The sequence below is a fragment of the Salmonella bongori NCTC 12419 genome (assembly GCF_000252995.1).
In the GTDB taxonomy this organism is placed as follows: Bacteria; Pseudomonadota; Gammaproteobacteria; order Enterobacterales; family Enterobacteriaceae; genus Salmonella; species Salmonella bongori.
The window spans coordinates 1858443-1876907 of sequence record NC_015761.1 but is presented as its reverse complement, the minus strand read 5'-3'; the positions used below and the strand labels follow the sequence as shown (position 1 = coordinate 1876907).

Sequence of the window (18465 nt, the reverse complement as noted above, 5' to 3'; positions counted from 1 at the left end):
TAACGCAAAAGAAAAAATAACATGTTGCCAAAAGCCAATCGAATTCCCTATGCCATGACCGTACATGGCGATACGCGCATTGATCATTATTACTGGTTGCGGGACGATACTCGCTCGCAGCCGGAAGTCCTTGATTATCTGCATCAGGAAAATGAGTATGGTCGGAAAGTGATGACCTCACAGCAGGCATTACAGGATCGCATACTGAAAGAAATTATCGATCGCATCCCTCCCCGGGAAGTCTCTGCGCCTTATGTGAAAAACGGGTACCGCTACCGTTACATTTATGAACCCGGCTGTGAATACGCCATCTACCAGCGGCAATCTGTATTAAAAGAAGAGTGGGAGGAATGGGATGTCTTGCTTGATGCAAACCAGCGGGCCGCACACAGCGAGTTTTATACGCTCGGAGGGCTCGCTATTACGCCGGATAATACGATCATGGCATTGGCCGAGGACTATTTATCCCGCCGTCAGTATGGGTTACGCTTTCGCAACCTTCAAAGCGGTAACTGGTATCCGGAGCTACTGGATAATGTTGCGCCTGAATTTGTCTGGGCCAATGATTCCCTGACCCTTTACTATGTGCGTAAAGATAAGAAGACACTCCTGCCGTATCAGGTCTGGCGGCATACCATCGGTACTCCCTCTTCGCAAGACGAACTGGTGTATGAAGAAAAAGACGATACTTTTTATGTCAGCCTGCATAAAACCACTTCGCAGCATTATGTGATCATTCACCTCGCCAGCGCCACCACCAGTGAGGTGCTATTACTTGACGCAGAACTGGCGGATGCTGAACCGTTTTCATTTTTACCACGCCGCAAGGATCACGAATATAGTCTCGACCACTATCAGCACACGTTCTACCTGCGCTCTAACCGAAACGGTAAAAACTTTGGTTTGTACCGAACCCGCATACGCAATGAAAACGCCTGGGAAGAGCTGATCCCCCCGCGAGAGCATATTATGCTGGAAGGGTTTACCCTTTTTACCGACTGGTTAGTGGTGGAGGAACGTCAACGAGGTTTAACCAGCCTGCGGCAAATTAACCGTAAAACACGTGAAGTGATTGGCATTGCGTTTGACGATCCAGCTTACGTGACGTGGCTTGCCTATAATCCTGAGCCGGAGACCTCCCGGCTGCGTTATGGTTATTCCTCAATGACTACACCGGATACGTTGTTCGAACTGGATATGGATACCGGAGAACGACGGGTCCTTAAGCAGACGGAAGTGCCCGGATTTGATTCTGGCTGTTATCAAAGCGAACACGTGTGGATCACCGCGCGTGACGGCGTCGAAGTGCCGGTATCGTTGGTTTATCATCAAAAGTACTTTCGTAAAGGACAAAATCCGCTTCTGGTCTACGGCTATGGTTCTTACGGCTCCAGTATTGACGCCGACTTTAGTAGCAGCCGGTTGAGTTTACTGGATCGTGGCTTTGTTTACGCTATCGTACACGTGCGCGGCGGCGGCGAGCTGGGACAGCAGTGGTATGAAGATGGCAAGTTCCTGAAAAAGCGAAACACCTTTAATGACTATCTTGATGCCTGTGACGCCTTATTAAAACTGGGCTACGGCTCGCCTTCGCTGTGTTACGGGATGGGCGGAAGCGCGGGCGGAATGCTGATGGGCGTCGCCATCAACGAGCGCCCTGAACTTTTCCACGGCGTGATCGCCCAGGTGCCGTTTGTGGATGTATTGACCACGATGCTGGATGAATCGATCCCGTTAACGACAGGGGAGTTTGAAGAGTGGGGGAATCCGCAGGACGTCCAGTATTATAACTATATGAAAAGTTATAGCCCTTATGACAACGTCAAAGCGCAGGATTATCCGCACCTGCTGGTAACAACAGGATTGCACGACTCTCAGGTACAATACTGGGAGCCGGCGAAGTGGGTAGCAAAATTACGGGAACTAAAAACGGACGATCGTCTGTTACTGTTATGTACGGATATGGACTCTGGCCACGGTGGTAAGTCGGGGCGGTTTAAATCTTATGAAGGCGTCGCGCTGGAATTTGCCTTTTTAATTGGGCTGGCGCAGGGGACTTTACATAGCGCTTAGACGTTCTCCACAATGCCTGGGACGCTGGCTATGATGGTGTGCCTGTGCCACCAGCCGGGACATCCTCCAGATAATATTTTAGCGTCAGGCGAAGCTCCGGACTCATATTATCGAGGTTATTAAAGAGCCAGCGTAAATAGCCTGGATCACGTTTTGCGACTTCAGAGACTGCTTTACCGCGGTATTTACCAAAAGGGAAAGTGGTTAACAGTGCAGGGCGGCCAGTGATGGTGACCATCTCTTCCGCCGTCCAGCCCGTGATGCGCATAATATCAATCAGCAATGCGGCGGTGATGTAGCAATCATACAGCGCACGGTGATGATGCAGTCCCGGCGGCGTTTGTACGCTTAACTTGCGTGATTTATAGAGCGCCATATTGCTATATTTTATTCCCGGCCACAGGCGTCGCGATAACTTCATGGTACAAATCCATTCACCCGGCAATTCCGGCAATACACGTCTGTCGAAACTGGCGTTATGGGCGACATACCACTGGCTACCGTAGTAGTGCGGTATAACATCTTCAATCCACGGTTTATCAGCAACCATCGCCTCAGTAATGCGATGTATCGCCATTGCCTGCGGCGTAATGGGGCGATCGGGGCGAACCAGGTGACTCATGGGATTGACAATGTTGCCATCAATGACATCCACAGAGGCTATCTCTACGATCCCGCCCTGCAGCCCGCAGGTTTCCGTGTCTATTATCCGCAACATGATTCATTCCTCACCGAAAGCGTTTAGCGTAATGGAATGATATCGCCTTGCCAACCCTCCGTCGTGCGTATCCCGGTCAGTAACAGCGGTCCGCTATCAGCGCGCACGATTAATTGACCGGTTTCATCCCACAGTGCGCTACTGCCACAGGCATTCGCCATCAGTACGGCAAGCGCATATTTATGTGAGAAGCGTTGCAGGCGTGATGTAGAAGTATGCAGTTCGGGTTCGTTAAGGCATTGACTGGTTGTGAATAACGTAAATGACGGGTCTATATCCACGCCTTCGGGTTGTTCATCCACCACACTGATAGCGCTTCGTTGCCTGGCAATGCAGGCGCCATGACTTTTATGAAACATCAGCGGCGACGTTATCCAGGGGGCAAATATGGCAATGCCTTTTACGAAGCGACAGTTATGCTCGACAGGCATTCCCACAATGAGAGTCATATGGTGGGTACTGGCCGCATGAGAGAGCGGCTGTAAAAGTGCCTCGTCAGGCGGGGCAGGCAGCGGTTTATTTCTTTCGTTGCACCCTAATAGCGATAGTGAAGGAAAGACCAGTAGTTCACACCGTTGACGGGCAGCGAGATCAATATATTCCAGATGGTGAGCGATGTGCTCTGCCAGCGAGGCGTTTCGGGGCGCATATTGCGCAGCGGCAATTTTCCATGAGGACATAATGACTTCCTTTTCATAGTGTCTACAGCCATGCTAAACAGCATAGTTTAAGAATCACCTTATAATGTAGTCATCTGCATGTAAGGAAGTGTAACGTTATATAATTTTTATTTAACCTTCGGTTCGTAGGGTAGCCGGGATAAGGATACGGAAGCCAGACGATGGGCAATCAGTCTCTCACGAAACCAGGCGCGTAGGTGTTCAGGTTGCTCACGTTCAACAGCCTCAGCCACAACGGGCATGTTATAGCGCTCTTTAAACGCTACGCCAGCTGCCGCCAGGTCTACATTGACTTTATCCATCTCTGTTTGTTCAAGTTGAGCCAGATTCGTTTTCATACGCGTCTCCTTTTCTGCTGCCGGCAGAAGGTACTAAGAGTCTGCTGTAATGGCAAGATAGAAATGATGTTCCTCGACTCGATGATTGTTGAAGGTTATTCTTTGTAACGTTGGCATAACAAAAAGGAATAGTAAATATGGCTTTTTCTGTACCATCGCGACGTTTAGCTTTACTACTGCTGGCATCGACATTCGCTGCGCCAGCAGCCTGGGCGCATGCGCACCTGACGCATCAATATCCGGCCGCGAATGCTGCCGTGACGGCTGCGCCACAGGCACTGACCCTAAATTTTTCTGAAGGGGTTGAGCCCGGATTCAGCGGTGCAACGATCACCGGTCCTCAGCAAGAGTCCATCAAAACGCGCCCGGCAAAGCGAAATGAACAGGATAAAACGCAACTGATTGTCCCGCTCGATCAGCCGCTGAAACCTGGCGCCTACACGGTAGACTGGCATGTTGTGTCGGTGGATGGGCATAAAACAAAAGGGCAATATACTTTCAGCGTGAAATAAATGATGCTGACGTTCGTCTGGATAGCGCTCCGCTTTATTCATTTTACCAGTTTAATGCTGGTCTGCGGCTGTGCGCTTTACAGTGCCTGGCTGGCACCAGGATCAATTCGTCGTTTAATGACGCGTCGGTTTCTACGCTTGCAACGGTATGCCGCCGCCTGGAGTCTTATTAGCGCCACTATTATGCTGGCGATTCAGGGGGGATTGATGGGGAGCGGTTGGCCTGATGTCTTTTCTGTTTCGGTATGGGCCGCGGTACTGCAAACCCGCTTTGGCGTGGTCTGGATATGGCAAATTATCCTTGCGCTGGTCACACTGACGGTGGCGTTAATTGCGCCAGCAAAAATGCAGCGACGGCTTATTATTCTCACCGTCGCTCAGTTTATTCTGTTGGCAGGTGTTGGACATGCGACGATGCGCGACGGAATACCCGGAACATTACAGCAAATTAACCATGCTTTGCATTTACTTTGCGCGGCGGCCTGGTTTGGTGGCCTGTTGCCAGTGGTTTATTGTATGCGTGTGGCGAAAGGACGCTGGCGACAGCAGGCCGTTAGCGCCATGATGCGTTTTTCGCGTTATGGTCACTTTTTCGTGGCGGGCGTCTTGATCACAGGAATTGGTAATGCGTTATTTATCACGGGATTTACCGCGATCTGGCAGAGCGCCTATGGTCAACTGCTTTTGTTAAAATGTGCGCTGGTGGTGCTTATGGTGGCTATTGCGCTGACGAATCGGTATGTTTTCGTACCACGTATGCGACAGGAAAATCCTCAGGCGGCTCTCTGGTTTGTCCGGATGACGCAAATTGAATGGGGAATTGGAGGCATAGTACTGGCGATTGTCAGCCTGTTTGCAACCCTCGAACCTTTCTGATGGACTGGCATAACGAATGAAAAAAAGATTACTCTCGATACTTCTGCTGGCAACTTCAGGTATGGCACTGGCGGCGCCGCAGGTTATTACCGTAAGTCGCTTTGAAGTGGGAAAAGATAAGTGGGCGTTTAATCGCGAAGAGGTCATGTTAACCTGTCGGCCAGGACATGCGCTCTATGTAATCAACCCCAGTACGCTGGTACAGTATCCCTTAAATGACGTTGCCGAACAGCAAGCGGCGCAGGGCAAAACACGCGCTCAGCCTATTGCTGTCATTCAAATCGATAATCCCGCGAAACCGGGTGAGAAAATGAGTCTGGCACCGTTTATAGAACGTGCGGAAAAACTTTGTGAATCATCCAGTTAATTGATTAATTTTTAATGAAAAACCGCAAGCCTTTATGCTAAAGCTTGCGGTTTTTTTATCCCGGATGACGGACTTGACGCCAGCTTTTATCACTCACCTTTGTCACAAACTGGAAAACCTGGCGTCGTCATCTATTCTTAAAGGGCAGGGCGACTTAACCTGCATTAATGCCAACTTTTAGCGCACGGCTCTCTCCCAAGAGCCATTTCCCTGGACCGAATACAGGAATCGTATTCGGTCTCTTTTTATATGTTTTATAAATCAAATGATTATAAGACCTTATCCGAAAATGTTCGAAATTTGTCCGCATTTCTGTATTCCGGTCTTTTACCTTATACCATAAAGAAAATTGATTTAACATTTCTTTTACGTGAAAATCAGAGCATCACAAACGCCTTTTCGTCTCTTTCGTCGAGGTAAATTTTTGTTGTCATTTTTGAGGGGCAGAATTTTTAATGTTACACATAATGCTAAACGTTCTCACCTGCCTGATAAAACAGTGCCATTGAGTGTTAATCAGTGGCACATTAATTATTTAAACCAGTTGTTAACCACTTCCTCAAACCGCTGGGTGACTTTTTCCCACGGAAATTTTTCTTCAACACAGCGTTGTCCACGTAAGGCAACATCGTTTAAATCAGGGGATGCCAGCGCGTTGTGGATGTCCTGGGCAATGGTCTCAGGGGTCATTGGTTCCTGTAAGTGGAAGCCGGTATCACCCTCTTGTACAAATTCAGTCATTCCGCCGCGTGTACTGACCAGTACAGGTTTTCCTGCTCCCATCGCTTCAATTGCAACCATGCAAAACGGTTCCTGGAACTGGGAAGGGATAACAACCAGATCGGCTAAAGAATAATAGTTGTACATGTCTTCTGGCGTTACACCTCCAACCATCTGGCAGTGTGGTTTTAGCCGTTCTGCTAATTCCCGCACTTCGCGCTGATAGGCTGCTTTTTCACCTTTACTTTTACTCATATAGTCACCAACGACAATTAACGCTATATCGTTGCGTTCCTTGAGCAGTTGTTCGAAAGCCTGTAGAAGCAAAGTGACTCCCTTATCCGGAGATATGCGGCCAGCAAAGAAAATCGTTTTTTTCTCCGGGGATATGTTTAGATCAGATTTTTGCAGTGGTACTGAGTTGTTCTGGTAGGCCTTCAGGTCAATACCATTAGGAACGATAGCTATATCAGCATTCGGCAGGTATGCCTGATAATGCTTCTTCAAAAACAGGCTGGGAACAATCATTTTAACGTTTTGATCTAACCCATCAGGTTCGAAAGCATTGTGCATGTGCATAACCATTTTCGCTTGTGGGGCTCTTTTGCGGATTTGGCGGTACAATTTTATGCTGTTATGCACGACGATCACGCTATCATGAGTAATGTTAAAGTCTTTTGCGATATTCAGAATACGCTGTGAGTAAGGAAGTGGGTCCAGACGAGTCCACTTCTGGAAGAGGCGCTTATAAACTCGACTGAACCCGATACGGTGAATGGAGCACCGTTCGCTAATCTGGGCAAAATCTGTATAACCTTCATTTTTAATACAAGCGATTCTGTTTGGTATTTTTGTTCGCTGTGCTACCTGGTACATCCATGTTTCTACTGCGGCTGCACCACGCGGCGGTATGGAAAAAATTGGTGTAACCGTAAGCACTAATTTATCAACCATTGTAACTCCGTAAATCATGTTGAGTTTTTACCCAACAGGGCTGCTGTGTCTGACTGTTTGTATTTACAATACGGATAATTCTTATTCCATAAATAACAGATAAAAACATGAACTACCTCATAATTTTATCAGCTATTAATATGCCTGATAAGTATTTGTGAAGCGTATACGCACCTTTTGGTTTTTACCTGGACGATGGACACAGCAATACGCTTAATAAACCAGCCGGATTTGCGGTAGACCTGAGTACCTTGTGGTACGTGAAGGGTGGCAGGTCGGGGGAGCGACAAAAAGATTTAAGGGCAAAAAGGCTGCTTGTGGAGCCCCGGCATAGTGATAGCGGTCTGAGTCATTTTTCGCTCAAAGCCTATTTTGATGTCACAAGCAGCAGGATTTTTGCATTGACTCCGCTCGCAGGTGAGTGTGCCAATTAAAAGCCTCGATACAGATGTGTCATCCGATGAGCCTATAGGAATCCCATAACGGATAAAGATCAATACCACCAAATTCAATTACCGATTTTCTGATTAACGCTACGAAGTGGATATGATAGTAATCTCTATGGTGCGGCACAGGCATTTAGAAGGGCAATCAATCGTGGTCAAAGGAGCAGGCTTTTGTCGCACCACACAAAAATGCACATAGTTTTTCAACCGCCGTGAGTTTTTCACTGCTGGTTTTCCCAAGCGCGGTCTCGGTCATGAGGACGGCAGGACCGATAAGTATGGACCATACGTCACTCTCCTCTTGCGTAAGCGATGTGATGGTAAGAAATAGTGCTTTCTTTGAAGAAAAGTGATGCCGGGTATTAAAGAGTTTCAACCAGGCGCGGGATTGCCTGTCTGCGTGTATTGACCGGGTATCGAAGCGGCAAAGCATTTTTAGTACAGCGATACCCACAATGCTTAACCCCAGCATAAAGGCGCTTCCGACGTTGACGATGACGATGACGCCAAGAAAAATGAGAACAAATGACAGCACGTTATCCACTCGCCGGGTAAAGATACTGTACAGTTTTTCCAGATTGTACCGGTAAAGTATTTGATAGCTGATTTCGTCCTGACTCATACATCTCCGATGGCTTTACGGTGACATGCCGGTACTTCCCGGATTGTGACTGATTCAACAATTATGCCACACTTCCGGGAGTGGGTTAATTAGACAGAATATAAATAGCAAGCACATATTTTGCTTCTTTGCCCGGAGCCGCTTTGAAAACCATTTCCCTGGTGTAGCGGATTCAGTTTGTAATCTCCCAAATCGCAAAGAAAACTCTTGGTTATTAATGTATTAGAATCAAGTAATTAAATAGATAGGCAATGATTATACCGTAGCCAAGAGGAATAGCATGGCAGCGTGTTAAGTACTGAGAAGGTAACGCCGGATGCACGTCCCATACAAGAACACAGTTGTAACAACACTGCTAATAATATTGATGAATGTTTTATATGATACAGAAGATACATTAAAGTTACGTTTTGCCCATTTATGCTTGTTTTGTAACATGAAAGCAGATAAAGAGGCATCATGCATTGCTGAAAAAATGTGCTAATTAATTTCATTTTAACTATTAACAGCTAAATAAATCCAGATGGTTCAGTGCGCAAAGCAAGGTGGGCGTATGGCTATTTTTTGAAAGTAACGCATTATAAACATGTGTATTTATTCATACACATCCAGAAGGAGAGCTACCGTGCCTAAGATAAATTTGCCCCCTCAACTTTTTAGAATACAACCAAGTGAAGTTGCACCAGTAAAAGAAAGAATAACGGAAAAGAGCGCTTTCGTAAAAAACATTACTGCCGTGAGAAACAGTGTTGCCAGACTGTCTGTCGGGCTGCCAGATATATTCAGCGCGTTCAGGCAAACTGAGGCGACTGAGGCACCTTTTCATCGTAGAGATGCTTCAGAGGGGCGGGCGGTATTAACCCGTAAAATTGTTAAAGAGCATATGCAGCAAAAACTCAATGAGCTGGATATTAAAAGTCATGCGAGCAAAGATCCCTCTTATGCTCGTCAGACATGCGAGGCCATATTGTCAGCGCAGTACAGTAACAATAAAGATAAATATTGTCGCTTACTTATTAATCAAGGGCTCAGTATCACGCCTTTTCTGAAAGAAATTGGTGAAGCGGCACAGAATGCCGGACTACCCGGGGAGATCAAAAATGGCGTGTTTACCCCCGGGGGAGCGGGAGCGAATCCGTTTATCACTCCGCTCGTCTCTTCTGCGAGCATTAAGTATCCATATACTTTTATAAATCATAATCAGCAGACATCTTTTAAAGCATATGCTGAAAAGCTTATTATGGAAGAAGTGACTCCGCTATTCAAAGAGCAGAATCTGCCAACGCCACAACAATTTCACTTAACCCTGGAAAACATTGCCAGTAAATATATTCAAAACACCCGCTGACGATAGCGTCACGGGTACAGCGCAATGGTTTACTATGGGAATTAATAACTTATTTACTTATCATGTCTGTTTATTGTTGTAGTAATGCGTTTAAGACAATGCGCTGTCTTTATTTTTATGTAAATCAACAAGTTGTATCCTTTTCTAAAAATAACTTTTTGTAATGTCAATATTCCATTAACCGTACCGTTTTTTTAATATCGGCCAGCGTTGTTACGTTTATGATACCCGCGCACGGATGATGTATCGGTAAGGATTAACTAACAATTAACTGACCGGAGGGGATATGCCACCTTGTAAAAAAATTGTGCTACTCCTGCTTTTAGGCGTGTGGTTAACCACGGTAACGACACCTGCACGCGCGCTGGTTTGTCTTGAGGATCACCCTGCTAAAGAGTGTGCTGTAGCGTGCGCCGAGGTGATGTGGTTTATGTTTACGATATGCTTTTAACGTGGAGTGAGTATCAAGCATGAACAGGAAATTTTGAGTAGCTCGCTGCGCCAGGGGATAACGCTCCCTGGCGCAGTCAGTTATCTTTTATTCCAGTGTTAACTTTCACTAAATACGTTATCTACTACAAAGCAAAAGCGGTCTGTTCGCGCTATCCTTTTATATCCATCCAGATTTGACGCCAGCATAAAAAAACAAACGCCAGGAAAACAGATGATGCAGCCTGAAGAGATCTATCACCGAATAGAGGGGAAGGATTGGCGACATATCTGGGTAGTCGGCGATATCCACGGTTGTTTTTCAATGCTAATGGGCAGGTTACGTGCGTGTCGGTTTGATCCGCAACAGGACTTGTTAGTATCCGTTGGCGATATCATTGATCGGGGCCCAGACAGCTTACGTTGCCTGGCTCTGTTGCGGGAGTCCTGGATAACGGCGGTTCGGGGAAATCACGAGCAAATGGCGCTCGATGCCCGGGCTTCATCACAGTCGGCACTGTGGTTAATGAATGGCGGAGACTGGGTTACCCGACTGAGCGCTGAACAACGTGTACAGGCTGAAAGCCTCTTCGCTCTTTGCCAGCAGCTTCCCTGGATAATGGAAATATGCTGCCGTGAGAATACGCATGTTATCGCCCATGCCGATTATCCGGCGCAAACTTATCAATGGCAGAAAAAGGTTGATTTACACCAGGTCCTCTGGAACCGGGAGCGGCTAATGAATAAAAGCGGCGGAATTACCGGCGCCGATCATTTTTGGTTTGGCCATACGCCGCTGCCCCGGCGCATGGATGTCGCCAACGTACACTATATTGATACAGGGGCGGTATTTGGTGGCCAATTGACATTAGTGCAGGTGCAATAGCGACGCCTGGCGGAGATTAAAAATCGCTATATTGTTGCGCAGGTCGCCAGAAGCCGTCGATAAAATCCTCTACCGGGAAACAGCCTCCGTGGCGAATTCGCTGATCGTCCATCGAATAAAGACATTGCTGCTCGGTATCGTAAATGTCTACTACGATATCCTCGCATCCTCCATCCAGGTAACAAACAAAAAGTACCAGCGCGAACATTCCATCCTCAATATTAACTACTTTACACAATAGTGTAGGAGAGGTTAGCGCAGGGGGAAATGAGAAAAGGAAGAATAAATAACCCGCCTGACGACGGGTTCTTTTTGAGTCAGGCAAGACGCATGACCCAGGCATCAGACTGAGGATCGTAATGGTTGCGGAACAAAACGGAATGTTCCCCGTTGAGAATGGCGGGAACGCTGGTTTCTGCGTCCCAGGCGTCCAGTTGCATACATAAATCCGGATCGGATTTACAAGGGATAGTTAAGGTCCGCTCTCCCGGCGATTCGCCGTGCAATTCGGCATCATCAATTTCAAAAGCGCCAATGCGCACACTGGTTTTCATCATCGTGCTCTCCGTTAATACGCAGATTGTGGTACGACCAGTTTAGCCGTCCAATTTTCAGCGTAGTCAACGTATATAAAAGCGCCAGTCAAAAAGTGCGGTTTTTTTGTGCGCCTGTCAGACGTTACCGGTAAAAAGTTTGCCGTCGCGTACCAGTTCGCGTGGGTAGCTGTTTTTTATTCTTGAGCCGATACGTTTTGCCAGGCCGATCGGCTGATGCTGGAAGGTCACCAGCACATCGTCAGCGGCAGGAGCCGTCAGCGGATAAATATCCCGCCCGCGGTACCACTCTTCCGCTTCCTGGGGGGAGAGTTCAAACGCATGAGGATGATGCACACAGGCAAGCGCTATCGTAGCCTCATGTTGCCAGCGATAGCCTTTATTGTGGCTTTCCGCCAGCTTAATACCGAGCCGGGAAAAACGGACTTTTCCGATCAAGGGTTCAATCTCTGCCGGGAAGAGCCAGATCTCTTTTTCACGCTGCCAGAGATGGAGGTTTTCATCCCATTTCAGGCCAATGGCGCTGGCGGCCTGGGTAATGTGTAATGCTTCGCGGCCTTTTAGGGGCGTAAAGGGAAATTTCCCCACGTTATAAGCTGGCGCGGGCCTTGCCGGAAGGGACAATGTTTTACGCAGACGCGCGACAAAGAATCCTTCGCAGTCGTAAATTTGTGGGAAGACATGCAGGAAACCTTCCGGCGTCAGAGCGCGACTGGCGTCAGGAAACAGATCGTTTAGCGGCAAAAATTCAACGGCATCAGCATAGGTCTCTTTAAGCCAGAGGCAGACCGCTTCGTTTTCTTCACGGTTTAACGTGCAGGTGGAGTAGACCAGCGTGCCGCCAGGCCGTAAAGCATGAAAGGCGCTGTCGAGTAATTCCCGCTGCGTGGCGGCGATATCCAGATTACTTTCTGGCGACCAGTTTTTTAGCGCATCAGGATCTTTACGCACCACGCCTTCGCCGGAGCAGGGCGCGTCCAGCAGGATAGCATCAAACATCTCCGGCAATGCGGCGCCAAATACGCGGCCATCGAAATGCGTCAGCGCGGTATTGGCTATCCCACAGCGGCTGAGATTAGCATGCAACACTTTGACGCGGCTGGCTGAAAACTCGTTGGCCAGTATAGCGCCGTGGTTGCCCATGCGAGCTGCAATTTGTGTCGTTTTAGATCCTGGCGCCGCCGCCATATCCATAACCCGCAGCGGATGGGTGTCATCAGCGAACAGAGCCGCGACCGGCAGCATTGAGCTGGCCTCCTGGATGTAAAACAGGCCGCTTAAATGTTCAGCGGTACTACCAAGCGGTAACGTTGCTTCGTCATCGCGCTCAATCCAGAATCCTTCCTTACACCACGGAATTGGAGTGAGCGACCAGCCGTAGGGCGCGGTTAAGGTAAGGAAATCGGTCACGGAGATTTTGAGCGTATTGATGCGTATACTGCGGCGCAATGGGCGTTGGCAGGCCGCAATAAAATCATCAAAAGAGAGTGTGGAAGGCATTGCTTCGCGCATTTGCGCCAGAAAAGCGTCAGGAAAATAGACAGCGTGTTGAGCCACAGGTGTATCGCCGGCAAAAAAACAGGCGCGCAGTGTAGCATAAAACGCTCCGGCGCGAGTACGCCGGAGCACGATGGTTAACGTGGCAGGGCTGTACCCCATTCACGCCACTCCTTCGGTTCGCTTTCCTGGAGCAGGAAGTGCTTACCTGCCTGCGCTTTCGGTGCCAGAGGCGTACCCGGTGGAGTCGCGAAGGCGATACCGCCACGAATGAACTGATTAAACGTCCCGGTTTTCACTACGCCGCCCGTCAGGCCAAAGTCGAGGCTATAGCCGGAGGCGAGCCAGAACACAGAATTATTGCGCACCAGATGTTGGTAACGCTTACTAATGCGTAACGTGATCATCACGCGATCGGAAAGCGACCCCAGGGACATACCGGTGACGGTTCCCACTTCAATACCGCGGAACAGAACCGGAGTGCCGATATTAAGTGAACCTGCTTCGGGCGCTTCCACGACAATGCTTAATCCATCCAGGTAGCGAGAGTCGGTGATGGTGGCTTCCTGCAGTTCGAAGTCGCGCCGCGCCGCGCCGCGTCCAGGCTCTACATTAATGTAAGGCTGGAGTATGGTGTCCAGATGCTCAACGCCCGCCGCAGAAATTTGTGGCGTAATAACGGAAAAACGCGTTCCGGCGCGGGCAAAGGTCTGCACGTACTCCGGATAAAGTACGGCTTTCGCCTGCACTTCGTTACGCGCGGTAATCAATTCCAGCGTCTGGATCTGGCCGATATCAATACCGAGGTAACGAATCGGCATTCCTTCCGCCAGTTTACCCGCGTCAAAAGCGTGCAGGGTAATTTGTCCCCCTACTGCGCGGGCGGCAGTTTCTGAAGCATAAAGAATGCGTTTATCACCTTTACGTCGGCTGGCGCTGGCGCCGCTTAGATTATCAAAACTAATTGCGCCTTTTAGCGCGCGGGAGAGAGGAGAGGCCTGTACCGTTAGCCCACTGCCGTTAAGCTGCACCTTCGCGCCGCCTTCCGCCCAGAACACGCTATTGCTGGTTAACAGGTGACGATATTCCGGCTTAATATGCAGGTCGATATCAAACGTATTGGCGCGTGGACGGACGGTGATGACTTCGCCCACTTCAAATTTTCGATACAGCACGACGGAACCGGCCTGGACATCCGGCAAGGTTTCGGCGGTGAGTGTCAGTGTGGTGGTCGGTAAATCGCTGAGACTATTTTCCAGCGCTTTTTCCAGGTTGGCATACAGAGGGTAGGTTGTTTTCATTTTCCCGCCCGTTCCCGGCAAAATGCGAATCCCGCCGTCAATCCACTCACTGGCGCTGGCGCCGAGGAACTCTACGCCGTCAAGACCGACTTTCACATCTACCCGGCTGTTGACTACAAATTTACTATCGCCCTGCACCAAATCCCGATGCTGCGGTTCAATTGCGACGGTAAATGATACGCCTTTACTCGACAAGTGGCGCTCGATGACCTGACCGATTTTAACGCCATGCAAAATTAACGGCTGACCCGGTTCGATACCATAACTTTCCGGAGCCGTCAGCGTCAGGGTTAAGGCGTTTGCCTCATGTAATAAGGCTTCTTCACCGGGCACGACCACAAATTCACTACGCGGTGCGCCGTCGCCCGGCACCAGTTCGAAGGTTTTACCGGTCAATAGCGAACTGATATTGGCATCGCTCAGCGACAATTTAGGATTACGTAGCTCAATGCGCGTATTTTCCCGCATCAGCGGAACAACGCTGGGATCTACCGTCATCTCTCCCGTGACTTTACCACCAGGGTTGAGCGTCAATTTAGAAAGCTCTCCAACCTCCAGCCCCTGATACATCAGCGGTGTGGATTCCGCCTTCAGGCCGTCTCCATCAGGCAGTTCAAGTTTGACAATGACCCCTCGTTGACTGTGGGCTAAATCTTTATATAAACCGAACGTGTCATCCTGGGCGGCGGGTTTGGAATTATCCGGCGAGTCAAACGCGATAGCGCCATTAACCAGTGCCGCCAGGCTTTCCAGTTTGACTTTAGCACCGCTAAGACTCAGATCGGCGTCAACGCCGGAGACATTCCAGAAACGACTGCCTTTTTTCACCAGATCGGTAAACCGACGTTCAATCAGAACATCAATTGTGACGCCCTGTTTGTTGGGGGTAATTGAGTAATCGTACACTCGTCCGACCGGAATTTTACGGAAATAGACCAGTGAACCACTATTGAGCGAACCGAGGTCCGGCGCATGGAGATGAATCATCAGATCGCCGTTGCTAAGTCGATATTTAGGCTGTGTATCCAGTGCGACGAAGTGGTCTCTGGGTTTGCCCTTACCCGGCATCATGCCAATATAATTCCCACCGACCAGCGCATCCAGACCGGAAACCCCCGCCAGCGAGGCTTTAGGCGTCACCAGCCAGAATTGCGTCTCTTCGCGCAACGCATCCTCCATATCTGATTTCATGCTGACGCGAACTTCGATTTTGCGTAAATCTTTGCTCAGGCTAACATCTTCCACTGTGCCGACCTCTACGCCCTGGTAACGCACGGGCGTACGGCCCGGCACAATGCCGTCTGCCGACATAAAATCGATAGTCACGCTATTGCCGCGATCCTGGTAGCTGTCCCACACCAGCCAGCCGGCGATCATAAGCGCGATAAGCGGCAGCAGCCAGAAAGGGGAAATACGACGTTTAGTTTTTATTTGCGCTTCAGTCTTCGAAGCGGGCGTTTCCTGACTCATGTGCATCCCAAAGTAAGCGGCTATCCAGCCATTCCACTGCAAGAATAGTCAAAATTACCGCTGCGCCGAAATAAAACGCAGCCGGTCCCATAGTAAAAGCCAGAATCTGATCGCGATTAATCAGAGACATGGTTAACGAGATAACGAACAGGTCCAGCATCGACCAGCGGCCTATCCATGTCACCAGACGTAGCAGTAAAATTCGTGTCCGCAGTCCCTGCTCACATTTGAAGTGGATACTCAGCAGCAACGTAAACATCACGATAACTTTGGTAAACGGCACCAGAATACTGGCGACAAAAACCACGGCGGCGACGGCGATATTGCTGCTGGCAAGCGACATAATCCCCGACAGGATGGTATCTTCCTGGCGGCCACCATTAATGTAGATTACCGAGATTGGCAACAAGTTTGCCGGCAATAAAAAGATGATAGATGCCAGCAGCGCCGCCCAACACTTTTGCACGCTCTGATTTCTGCGTAGCCGCAGCGGAATATGACAACGCGGACAGCGTCCTTTGGCATCCGGATAGCCGCTAAAGTGGCAGCCAAGGCAGACGCGCAATCTTTCGTCCGCCCGCCGGGCAGGACGCTGCGGATAAAATCGTTCCCATAGTTGTTCCACATTCAGATGAATCATAGTCAGAATGCTGAGAACCACCAACGAGACGAACGCCAAAAGCCCGACGCCCGGCTGCAGAAAGGCATAATCCTGAACTTTGATAGAGGCCACGCCAATACCGACAAGATAAATATCCAGCATCACCCACTCTTTCAGTTTCTCCAGCATCAGAAGTACCGGACGCAGATTCATACCGAGGATGCTGCCGAACCACAGATAGGCTATTGAGAAAACCAGAATGAGCGGCGCGCCTACCACACAAAAAAACACCATGGCGGCGGTTAATGGGTCGCCTTGCTGCGTCATTTGCCAGATACCCTGCATAACATTGGCGTCAATACGTACGCCCAGCAGGTAGATATGCAGCAACGGTTCACTCCAGGCAAAGGGCATCAGTAACAGCATCGTTACCGCCATAGCGGTTAGACGTGTCAGCGACCAGTCGCGGCCATCGCGAATTTTGGCCTGGCAGCGGGGGCAATAGGCGCTTTGATGGGCGCCCATCTCTGGCAGGCTAAACAGCATGTCGCATTCCGGGCAACGCTGATAGTAGCTACGCGGCAGAGCTTCGCCAATTGACCAGATAGTAAGCTTCCTGGTTGGCGTGACGTGTGAAGTGTTCAGAGCCATGTGTCGTGAATCAAAGTGTTAGAATAATGTAATCTTAACTCATGACAGGAATAATCTTGAGCAACAACGCATTTAATGCTTATTTTAATAGCCTGTGTTTAGGAGTAAGACAGCGAAGTGATTATATAATGAGCAAAACAGAATTGTACGCAGTGTTAAACCGCGATTTTCAGTCATTAATGGCAGGTGAAACCAGTTTTCTGGCCACGCTGGCGAATACCAGCGCGCTACTGTTCGAACGTCTTGCTGAGGTGAACTGGGCCGGATTTTACCTTCTTGAAGACGACACTCTGGTGTTGGGACCGTTTCAGGGGAAAATCGCCTGTGTCCGTATTCCGGTTGGTCGAGGCGTGTGCGGCGTGGCGGTAGCGCAGAATAAAATTCAACGTGTTGACGATGTTCATGCGTTTGACGGTCATATCGCCTGTGACGCCGCCAGCAATGCTGAGATCGTGCTGCCTGTTACGGTTGAAAAGCAGATCATCGGTGTGCTGGATATTGATAGCACGACGTTTGGTCGTTTTACCGAAGAGGATGAGCAGGGGCTGCGTACGCTGGTGGCACAGCTTGAAACCGTGCTTGCAATGACGGATTACAAAAAATTCTTTGCGACCGTCGCAGGATAATCAACGGATAACGTAGCAATTACTGATGGCGTCATTATAATGACGCCTGTTCATGCCTGCGGCTTGTTGGCTACGTCCGTTGTAATCAGGAAATTTCATGGAAAATCAACCTAAGTTGAATAGCAGTAAAGAAGTTATCGCGTTTCTGGCCGAGCGTTTTCCTCACTGTTTTAGTGCGGAAGGCGAAGCGCGCCCGCTGAAAATTGGTATTTTTCAGGATCTGGTAGAGCGTGTTGGGGGCGAAATGAACCTCAGCAAAACGCAACTTCGTTCCGCTTTACGTCTTTATACTTCAAGCTGGCGTTACCTGTACGGCGTTAAGCCGGGCGCTACGCGCGTTGACCTTGATGGCAACCCGTGCGGCGAGCTGGAGGAGCAGCATGTCGAACATGCCCGTAAGCAGCTTGAAGAAGCCAAAGCCCGGGTTCAGGCGCAGCGCGCAGAGCAGCAAGCGAAAAAACGCGAAGCTGCCGCGGCGGCAGGCGAAAAAGAAGACGCGCCGCGACGCGAGCGTAAACCTCGTCCGGTAGCGCGCCGTAAAGAAGGCGCTGAACGTAAACCTCGCGCTGATAAACCGACGGCAAAAGCGCCGCGTGCGCCTCGCGAAGAGAAGCACACGCCGGTTTCTGATATTTCAGTATTGACGGTAGGGCAGTCCCTCAAGGTGAAAGCGGGTAATAATGCGATGGATGCCACCGTATTAGAAATCACCAAAGATGGTGTCCGTGTACAGCTGAATTCGGGTATGTCTTTGATTGTACGCGCAGAACACTTGGTGTTCTGAAACGGAGGCCAG

19 protein-coding genes are annotated in these 18465 nt (G+C 49.3%); 9 read left to right on the top strand and 10 right to left on the bottom strand.

Annotated features, from left to right (window positions below; translation table 11 throughout):
* Positions 1 to 21 precede the first annotated feature (21 nt).
* Entirely contained in the window at positions 22 to 2073 is a 2052-nt protein-coding gene (gene ptrB / locus SBG_RS08845) for an oligopeptidase B (RefSeq protein WP_000936986.1), read from the top strand.
* Positions 2074 to 2101: 28 nt separating this feature from the next.
* On the opposite strand, the gene exoX is transcribed toward ptrB, so the two are convergent.
* The 3 genes from exoX to SBG_RS08830 form a co-directional block, all read right to left on the bottom strand.
* Complete coding sequence (gene exoX / locus SBG_RS08840) at positions 2102 to 2791, bottom strand: exodeoxyribonuclease X (protein WP_000944290.1); 690 nt, start codon at positions 2789 to 2791, stop codon at positions 2102 to 2104.
* Between the two features lie 23 nt (positions 2792 to 2814).
* A complete protein-coding gene (locus SBG_RS08835; RefSeq protein ID WP_000100264.1) occupies positions 2815 to 3471 on the bottom strand; it encodes a carbon-nitrogen hydrolase family protein in 657 nt (218 codons plus the stop codon).
* 107 nt (positions 3472 to 3578) lie between these two features.
* On the bottom strand, positions 3579 to 3809 hold the full coding sequence (locus SBG_RS08830; protein ID WP_000856226.1) for a DNA polymerase III subunit theta: 231 nt from the start codon (positions 3807 to 3809) through the stop codon (positions 3579 to 3581).
* A 137-nt stretch (positions 3810 to 3946) separates the two neighbouring features.
* Here SBG_RS08830 and yobA point away from each other — a divergent pair, with 137 nt between their 5' ends.
* From yobA to SBG_RS08815, 3 genes are read left to right on the top strand one after another with little or no spacing between them, the layout of a single operon-like run.
* Positions 3947 to 4321 (top strand): CopC domain-containing protein YobA, encoded by a 375-nt coding sequence (yobA, locus tag SBG_RS08825; protein WP_000885911.1) that lies wholly within the window; start codon positions 3947 to 3949, stop codon positions 4319 to 4321.
* Complete coding sequence (gene copD / locus SBG_RS08820; protein WP_000979682.1) at positions 4322 to 5197, top strand: copper homeostasis membrane protein CopD; 876 nt, start codon at positions 4322 to 4324, stop codon at positions 5195 to 5197.
* Positions 5198 to 5213: 16 nt separating this feature from the next.
* On the top strand, positions 5214 to 5564 hold the full coding sequence (locus tag SBG_RS08815; RefSeq protein WP_000746718.1) for a YebY family protein: 351 nt from the start codon (positions 5214 to 5216) through the stop codon (positions 5562 to 5564).
* Between the two features lie 531 nt (positions 5565 to 6095).
* Here the strand turns inward: SBG_RS08815 and SBG_RS08805 are convergent.
* A complete protein-coding gene (locus tag SBG_RS08805; protein ID WP_000227846.1) occupies positions 6096 to 7238 on the bottom strand; it encodes a lipopolysaccharide N-acetylglucosaminyltransferase in 1143 nt (380 codons plus the stop codon).
* 591 nt (positions 7239 to 7829) lie between these two features.
* A complete protein-coding gene (locus tag SBG_RS08800) occupies positions 7830 to 8306 on the bottom strand; it encodes a hypothetical protein (RefSeq protein WP_000076084.1) in 477 nt (158 codons plus the stop codon).
* Positions 8307 to 8931: 625 nt separating this feature from the next.
* On the opposite strand from SBG_RS08800, the gene sopE2 reads away from it, so the two are divergent.
* The 3 genes from sopE2 (at position 8932) to pphA (ending at position 10969) form a co-directional block, all read left to right on the top strand.
* Positions 8932 to 9654: a type III secretion system guanine nucleotide exchange factor SopE2 gene (sopE2, locus tag SBG_RS08795; RefSeq protein WP_001124232.1), complete on the top strand. Its 723-nt coding sequence runs from the start codon at positions 8932 to 8934 to the stop codon at positions 9652 to 9654.
* A gap of 286 nt (positions 9655 to 9940) precedes the next feature.
* Positions 9941 to 10105: a hypothetical protein gene (locus tag SBG_RS23125; RefSeq protein WP_001134587.1), complete on the top strand. Its 165-nt coding sequence runs from the start codon at positions 9941 to 9943 to the stop codon at positions 10103 to 10105.
* Between the two features lie 213 nt (positions 10106 to 10318).
* Positions 10319 to 10969, top strand: a complete 651-nt coding sequence (gene pphA, locus SBG_RS08785) for a protein-serine/threonine phosphatase (protein ID WP_000983505.1) — start codon at positions 10319 to 10321, stop codon at positions 10967 to 10969.
* 16 nt (positions 10970 to 10985) lie between these two features.
* On the opposite strand, the gene SBG_RS08780 is transcribed toward pphA, so the two are convergent.
* The 5 genes from SBG_RS08780 to yebS all read right to left on the bottom strand — a co-directional run bounded on the left by SBG_RS08780 (position 10986) and on the right by yebS (position 17043).
* Positions 10986 to 11177 (bottom strand): YdfD/YebW family protein, encoded by a 192-nt coding sequence (locus SBG_RS08780; protein ID WP_000457838.1) that lies wholly within the window; start codon positions 11175 to 11177, stop codon positions 10986 to 10988.
* A 109-nt stretch (positions 11178 to 11286) separates the two neighbouring features.
* Entirely contained in the window at positions 11287 to 11523 is a 237-nt protein-coding gene (locus SBG_RS08775) for a YebV family protein (RefSeq protein ID WP_024135041.1), read from the bottom strand.
* Positions 11524 to 11640: 117 nt separating this feature from the next.
* On the bottom strand, positions 11641 to 13080 hold the full coding sequence (rsmF, locus tag SBG_RS08770) for a 16S rRNA (cytosine(1407)-C(5))-methyltransferase RsmF (protein ID WP_024135040.1): 1440 nt from the start codon (positions 13078 to 13080) through the stop codon (positions 11641 to 11643).
* Positions 13081 to 13157: 77 nt separating this feature from the next.
* Positions 13158 to 15791: a PqiB family protein gene (locus tag SBG_RS08765; RefSeq protein ID WP_024135039.1), complete on the bottom strand. Its 2634-nt coding sequence runs from the start codon at positions 15789 to 15791 to the stop codon at positions 13158 to 13160.
* Positions 15760 to 17043 carry a membrane integrity lipid transport subunit YebS gene (gene yebS, locus SBG_RS08760; RefSeq protein WP_001207303.1) on the bottom strand — a complete coding sequence of 428 codons (1284 nt, stop codon included), beginning with the start codon at positions 17041 to 17043 and terminating at the stop codon, positions 15760 to 15762. The genes SBG_RS08765 and yebS overlap by 32 nt, the downstream gene beginning before the upstream one ends.
* A 128-nt stretch (positions 17044 to 17171) precedes the next feature.
* Between yebS and SBG_RS08755 the strand changes: the two genes are divergently transcribed.
* Both SBG_RS08755 and proQ read left to right on the top strand, forming a co-directional pair.
* Positions 17172 to 17669 (top strand): GAF domain-containing protein, encoded by a 498-nt coding sequence (locus SBG_RS08755; RefSeq protein WP_024135038.1) that lies wholly within the window; start codon positions 17172 to 17174, stop codon positions 17667 to 17669.
* Positions 17670 to 17766: 97 nt separating this feature from the next.
* Positions 17767 to 18453: an RNA chaperone ProQ gene (gene proQ, locus SBG_RS08750; protein WP_000431399.1), complete on the top strand. Its 687-nt coding sequence runs from the start codon at positions 17767 to 17769 to the stop codon at positions 18451 to 18453.
* The last annotated feature ends 12 nt before the right edge of the window (positions 18454 to 18465 follow it).

Bases quoted from the DNA above. Each gene is read 5' to 3' on its own strand.
- proQ (WP_000431399.1), top strand. From the start codon at position 17,767: ATGGAAAATCAACCTAAGTTGAATAGCAGTAAAGAAGTTATCGCGTTT.
- SBG_RS08755 (WP_024135038.1), top strand. From the start codon at position 17,172: ATGAGCAAAACAGAATTGTACGCAGTGTTAAACCGCGATTTTCAGTCA.
- copD (WP_000979682.1), top strand. From the start codon at position 4,322: ATGATGCTGACGTTCGTCTGGATAGCGCTCCGCTTTATTCATTTTACC.
- SBG_RS08805 (WP_000227846.1), bottom strand. From the start codon at position 7,238: ATGGTTGATAAATTAGTGCTTACGGTTACACCAATTTTTTCCATACCG.
- SBG_RS08780 (WP_000457838.1), bottom strand. From the start codon at position 11,177: ATGTTCGCGCTGGTACTTTTTGTTTGTTACCTGGATGGAGGATGCGAG.
- ptrB (WP_000936986.1), top strand. From the start codon at position 22: ATGTTGCCAAAAGCCAATCGAATTCCCTATGCCATGACCGTACATGGC.
- SBG_RS08815 (WP_000746718.1), top strand. From the start codon at position 5,214: ATGAAAAAAAGATTACTCTCGATACTTCTGCTGGCAACTTCAGGTATG.
- SBG_RS08835 (WP_000100264.1), bottom strand. From the start codon at position 3,471: ATGTCCTCATGGAAAATTGCCGCTGCGCAATATGCGCCCCGAAACGCC.
- SBG_RS08830 (WP_000856226.1), bottom strand. From the start codon at position 3,809: ATGAAAACGAATCTGGCTCAACTTGAACAAACAGAGATGGATAAAGTC.
- SBG_RS08765 (WP_024135039.1), bottom strand. From the start codon at position 15,791: ATGAGTCAGGAAACGCCCGCTTCGAAGACTGAAGCGCAAATAAAAACT.
- yebS (WP_001207303.1), bottom strand. From the start codon at position 17,043: ATGGCTCTGAACACTTCACACGTCACGCCAACCAGGAAGCTTACTATC.
- yobA (WP_000885911.1), top strand. From the start codon at position 3,947: ATGGCTTTTTCTGTACCATCGCGACGTTTAGCTTTACTACTGCTGGCA.
- SBG_RS23125 (WP_001134587.1), top strand. From the start codon at position 9,941: ATGCCACCTTGTAAAAAAATTGTGCTACTCCTGCTTTTAGGCGTGTGG.
- SBG_RS08775 (WP_024135041.1), bottom strand. From the start codon at position 11,523: ATGAAAACCAGTGTGCGCATTGGCGCTTTTGAAATTGATGATGCCGAA.
- SBG_RS08800 (WP_000076084.1), bottom strand. From the start codon at position 8,306: ATGAGTCAGGACGAAATCAGCTATCAAATACTTTACCGGTACAATCTG.
- pphA (WP_000983505.1), top strand. From the start codon at position 10,319: ATGATGCAGCCTGAAGAGATCTATCACCGAATAGAGGGGAAGGATTGG.
- exoX (WP_000944290.1), bottom strand. From the start codon at position 2,791: ATGTTGCGGATAATAGACACGGAAACCTGCGGGCTGCAGGGCGGGATC.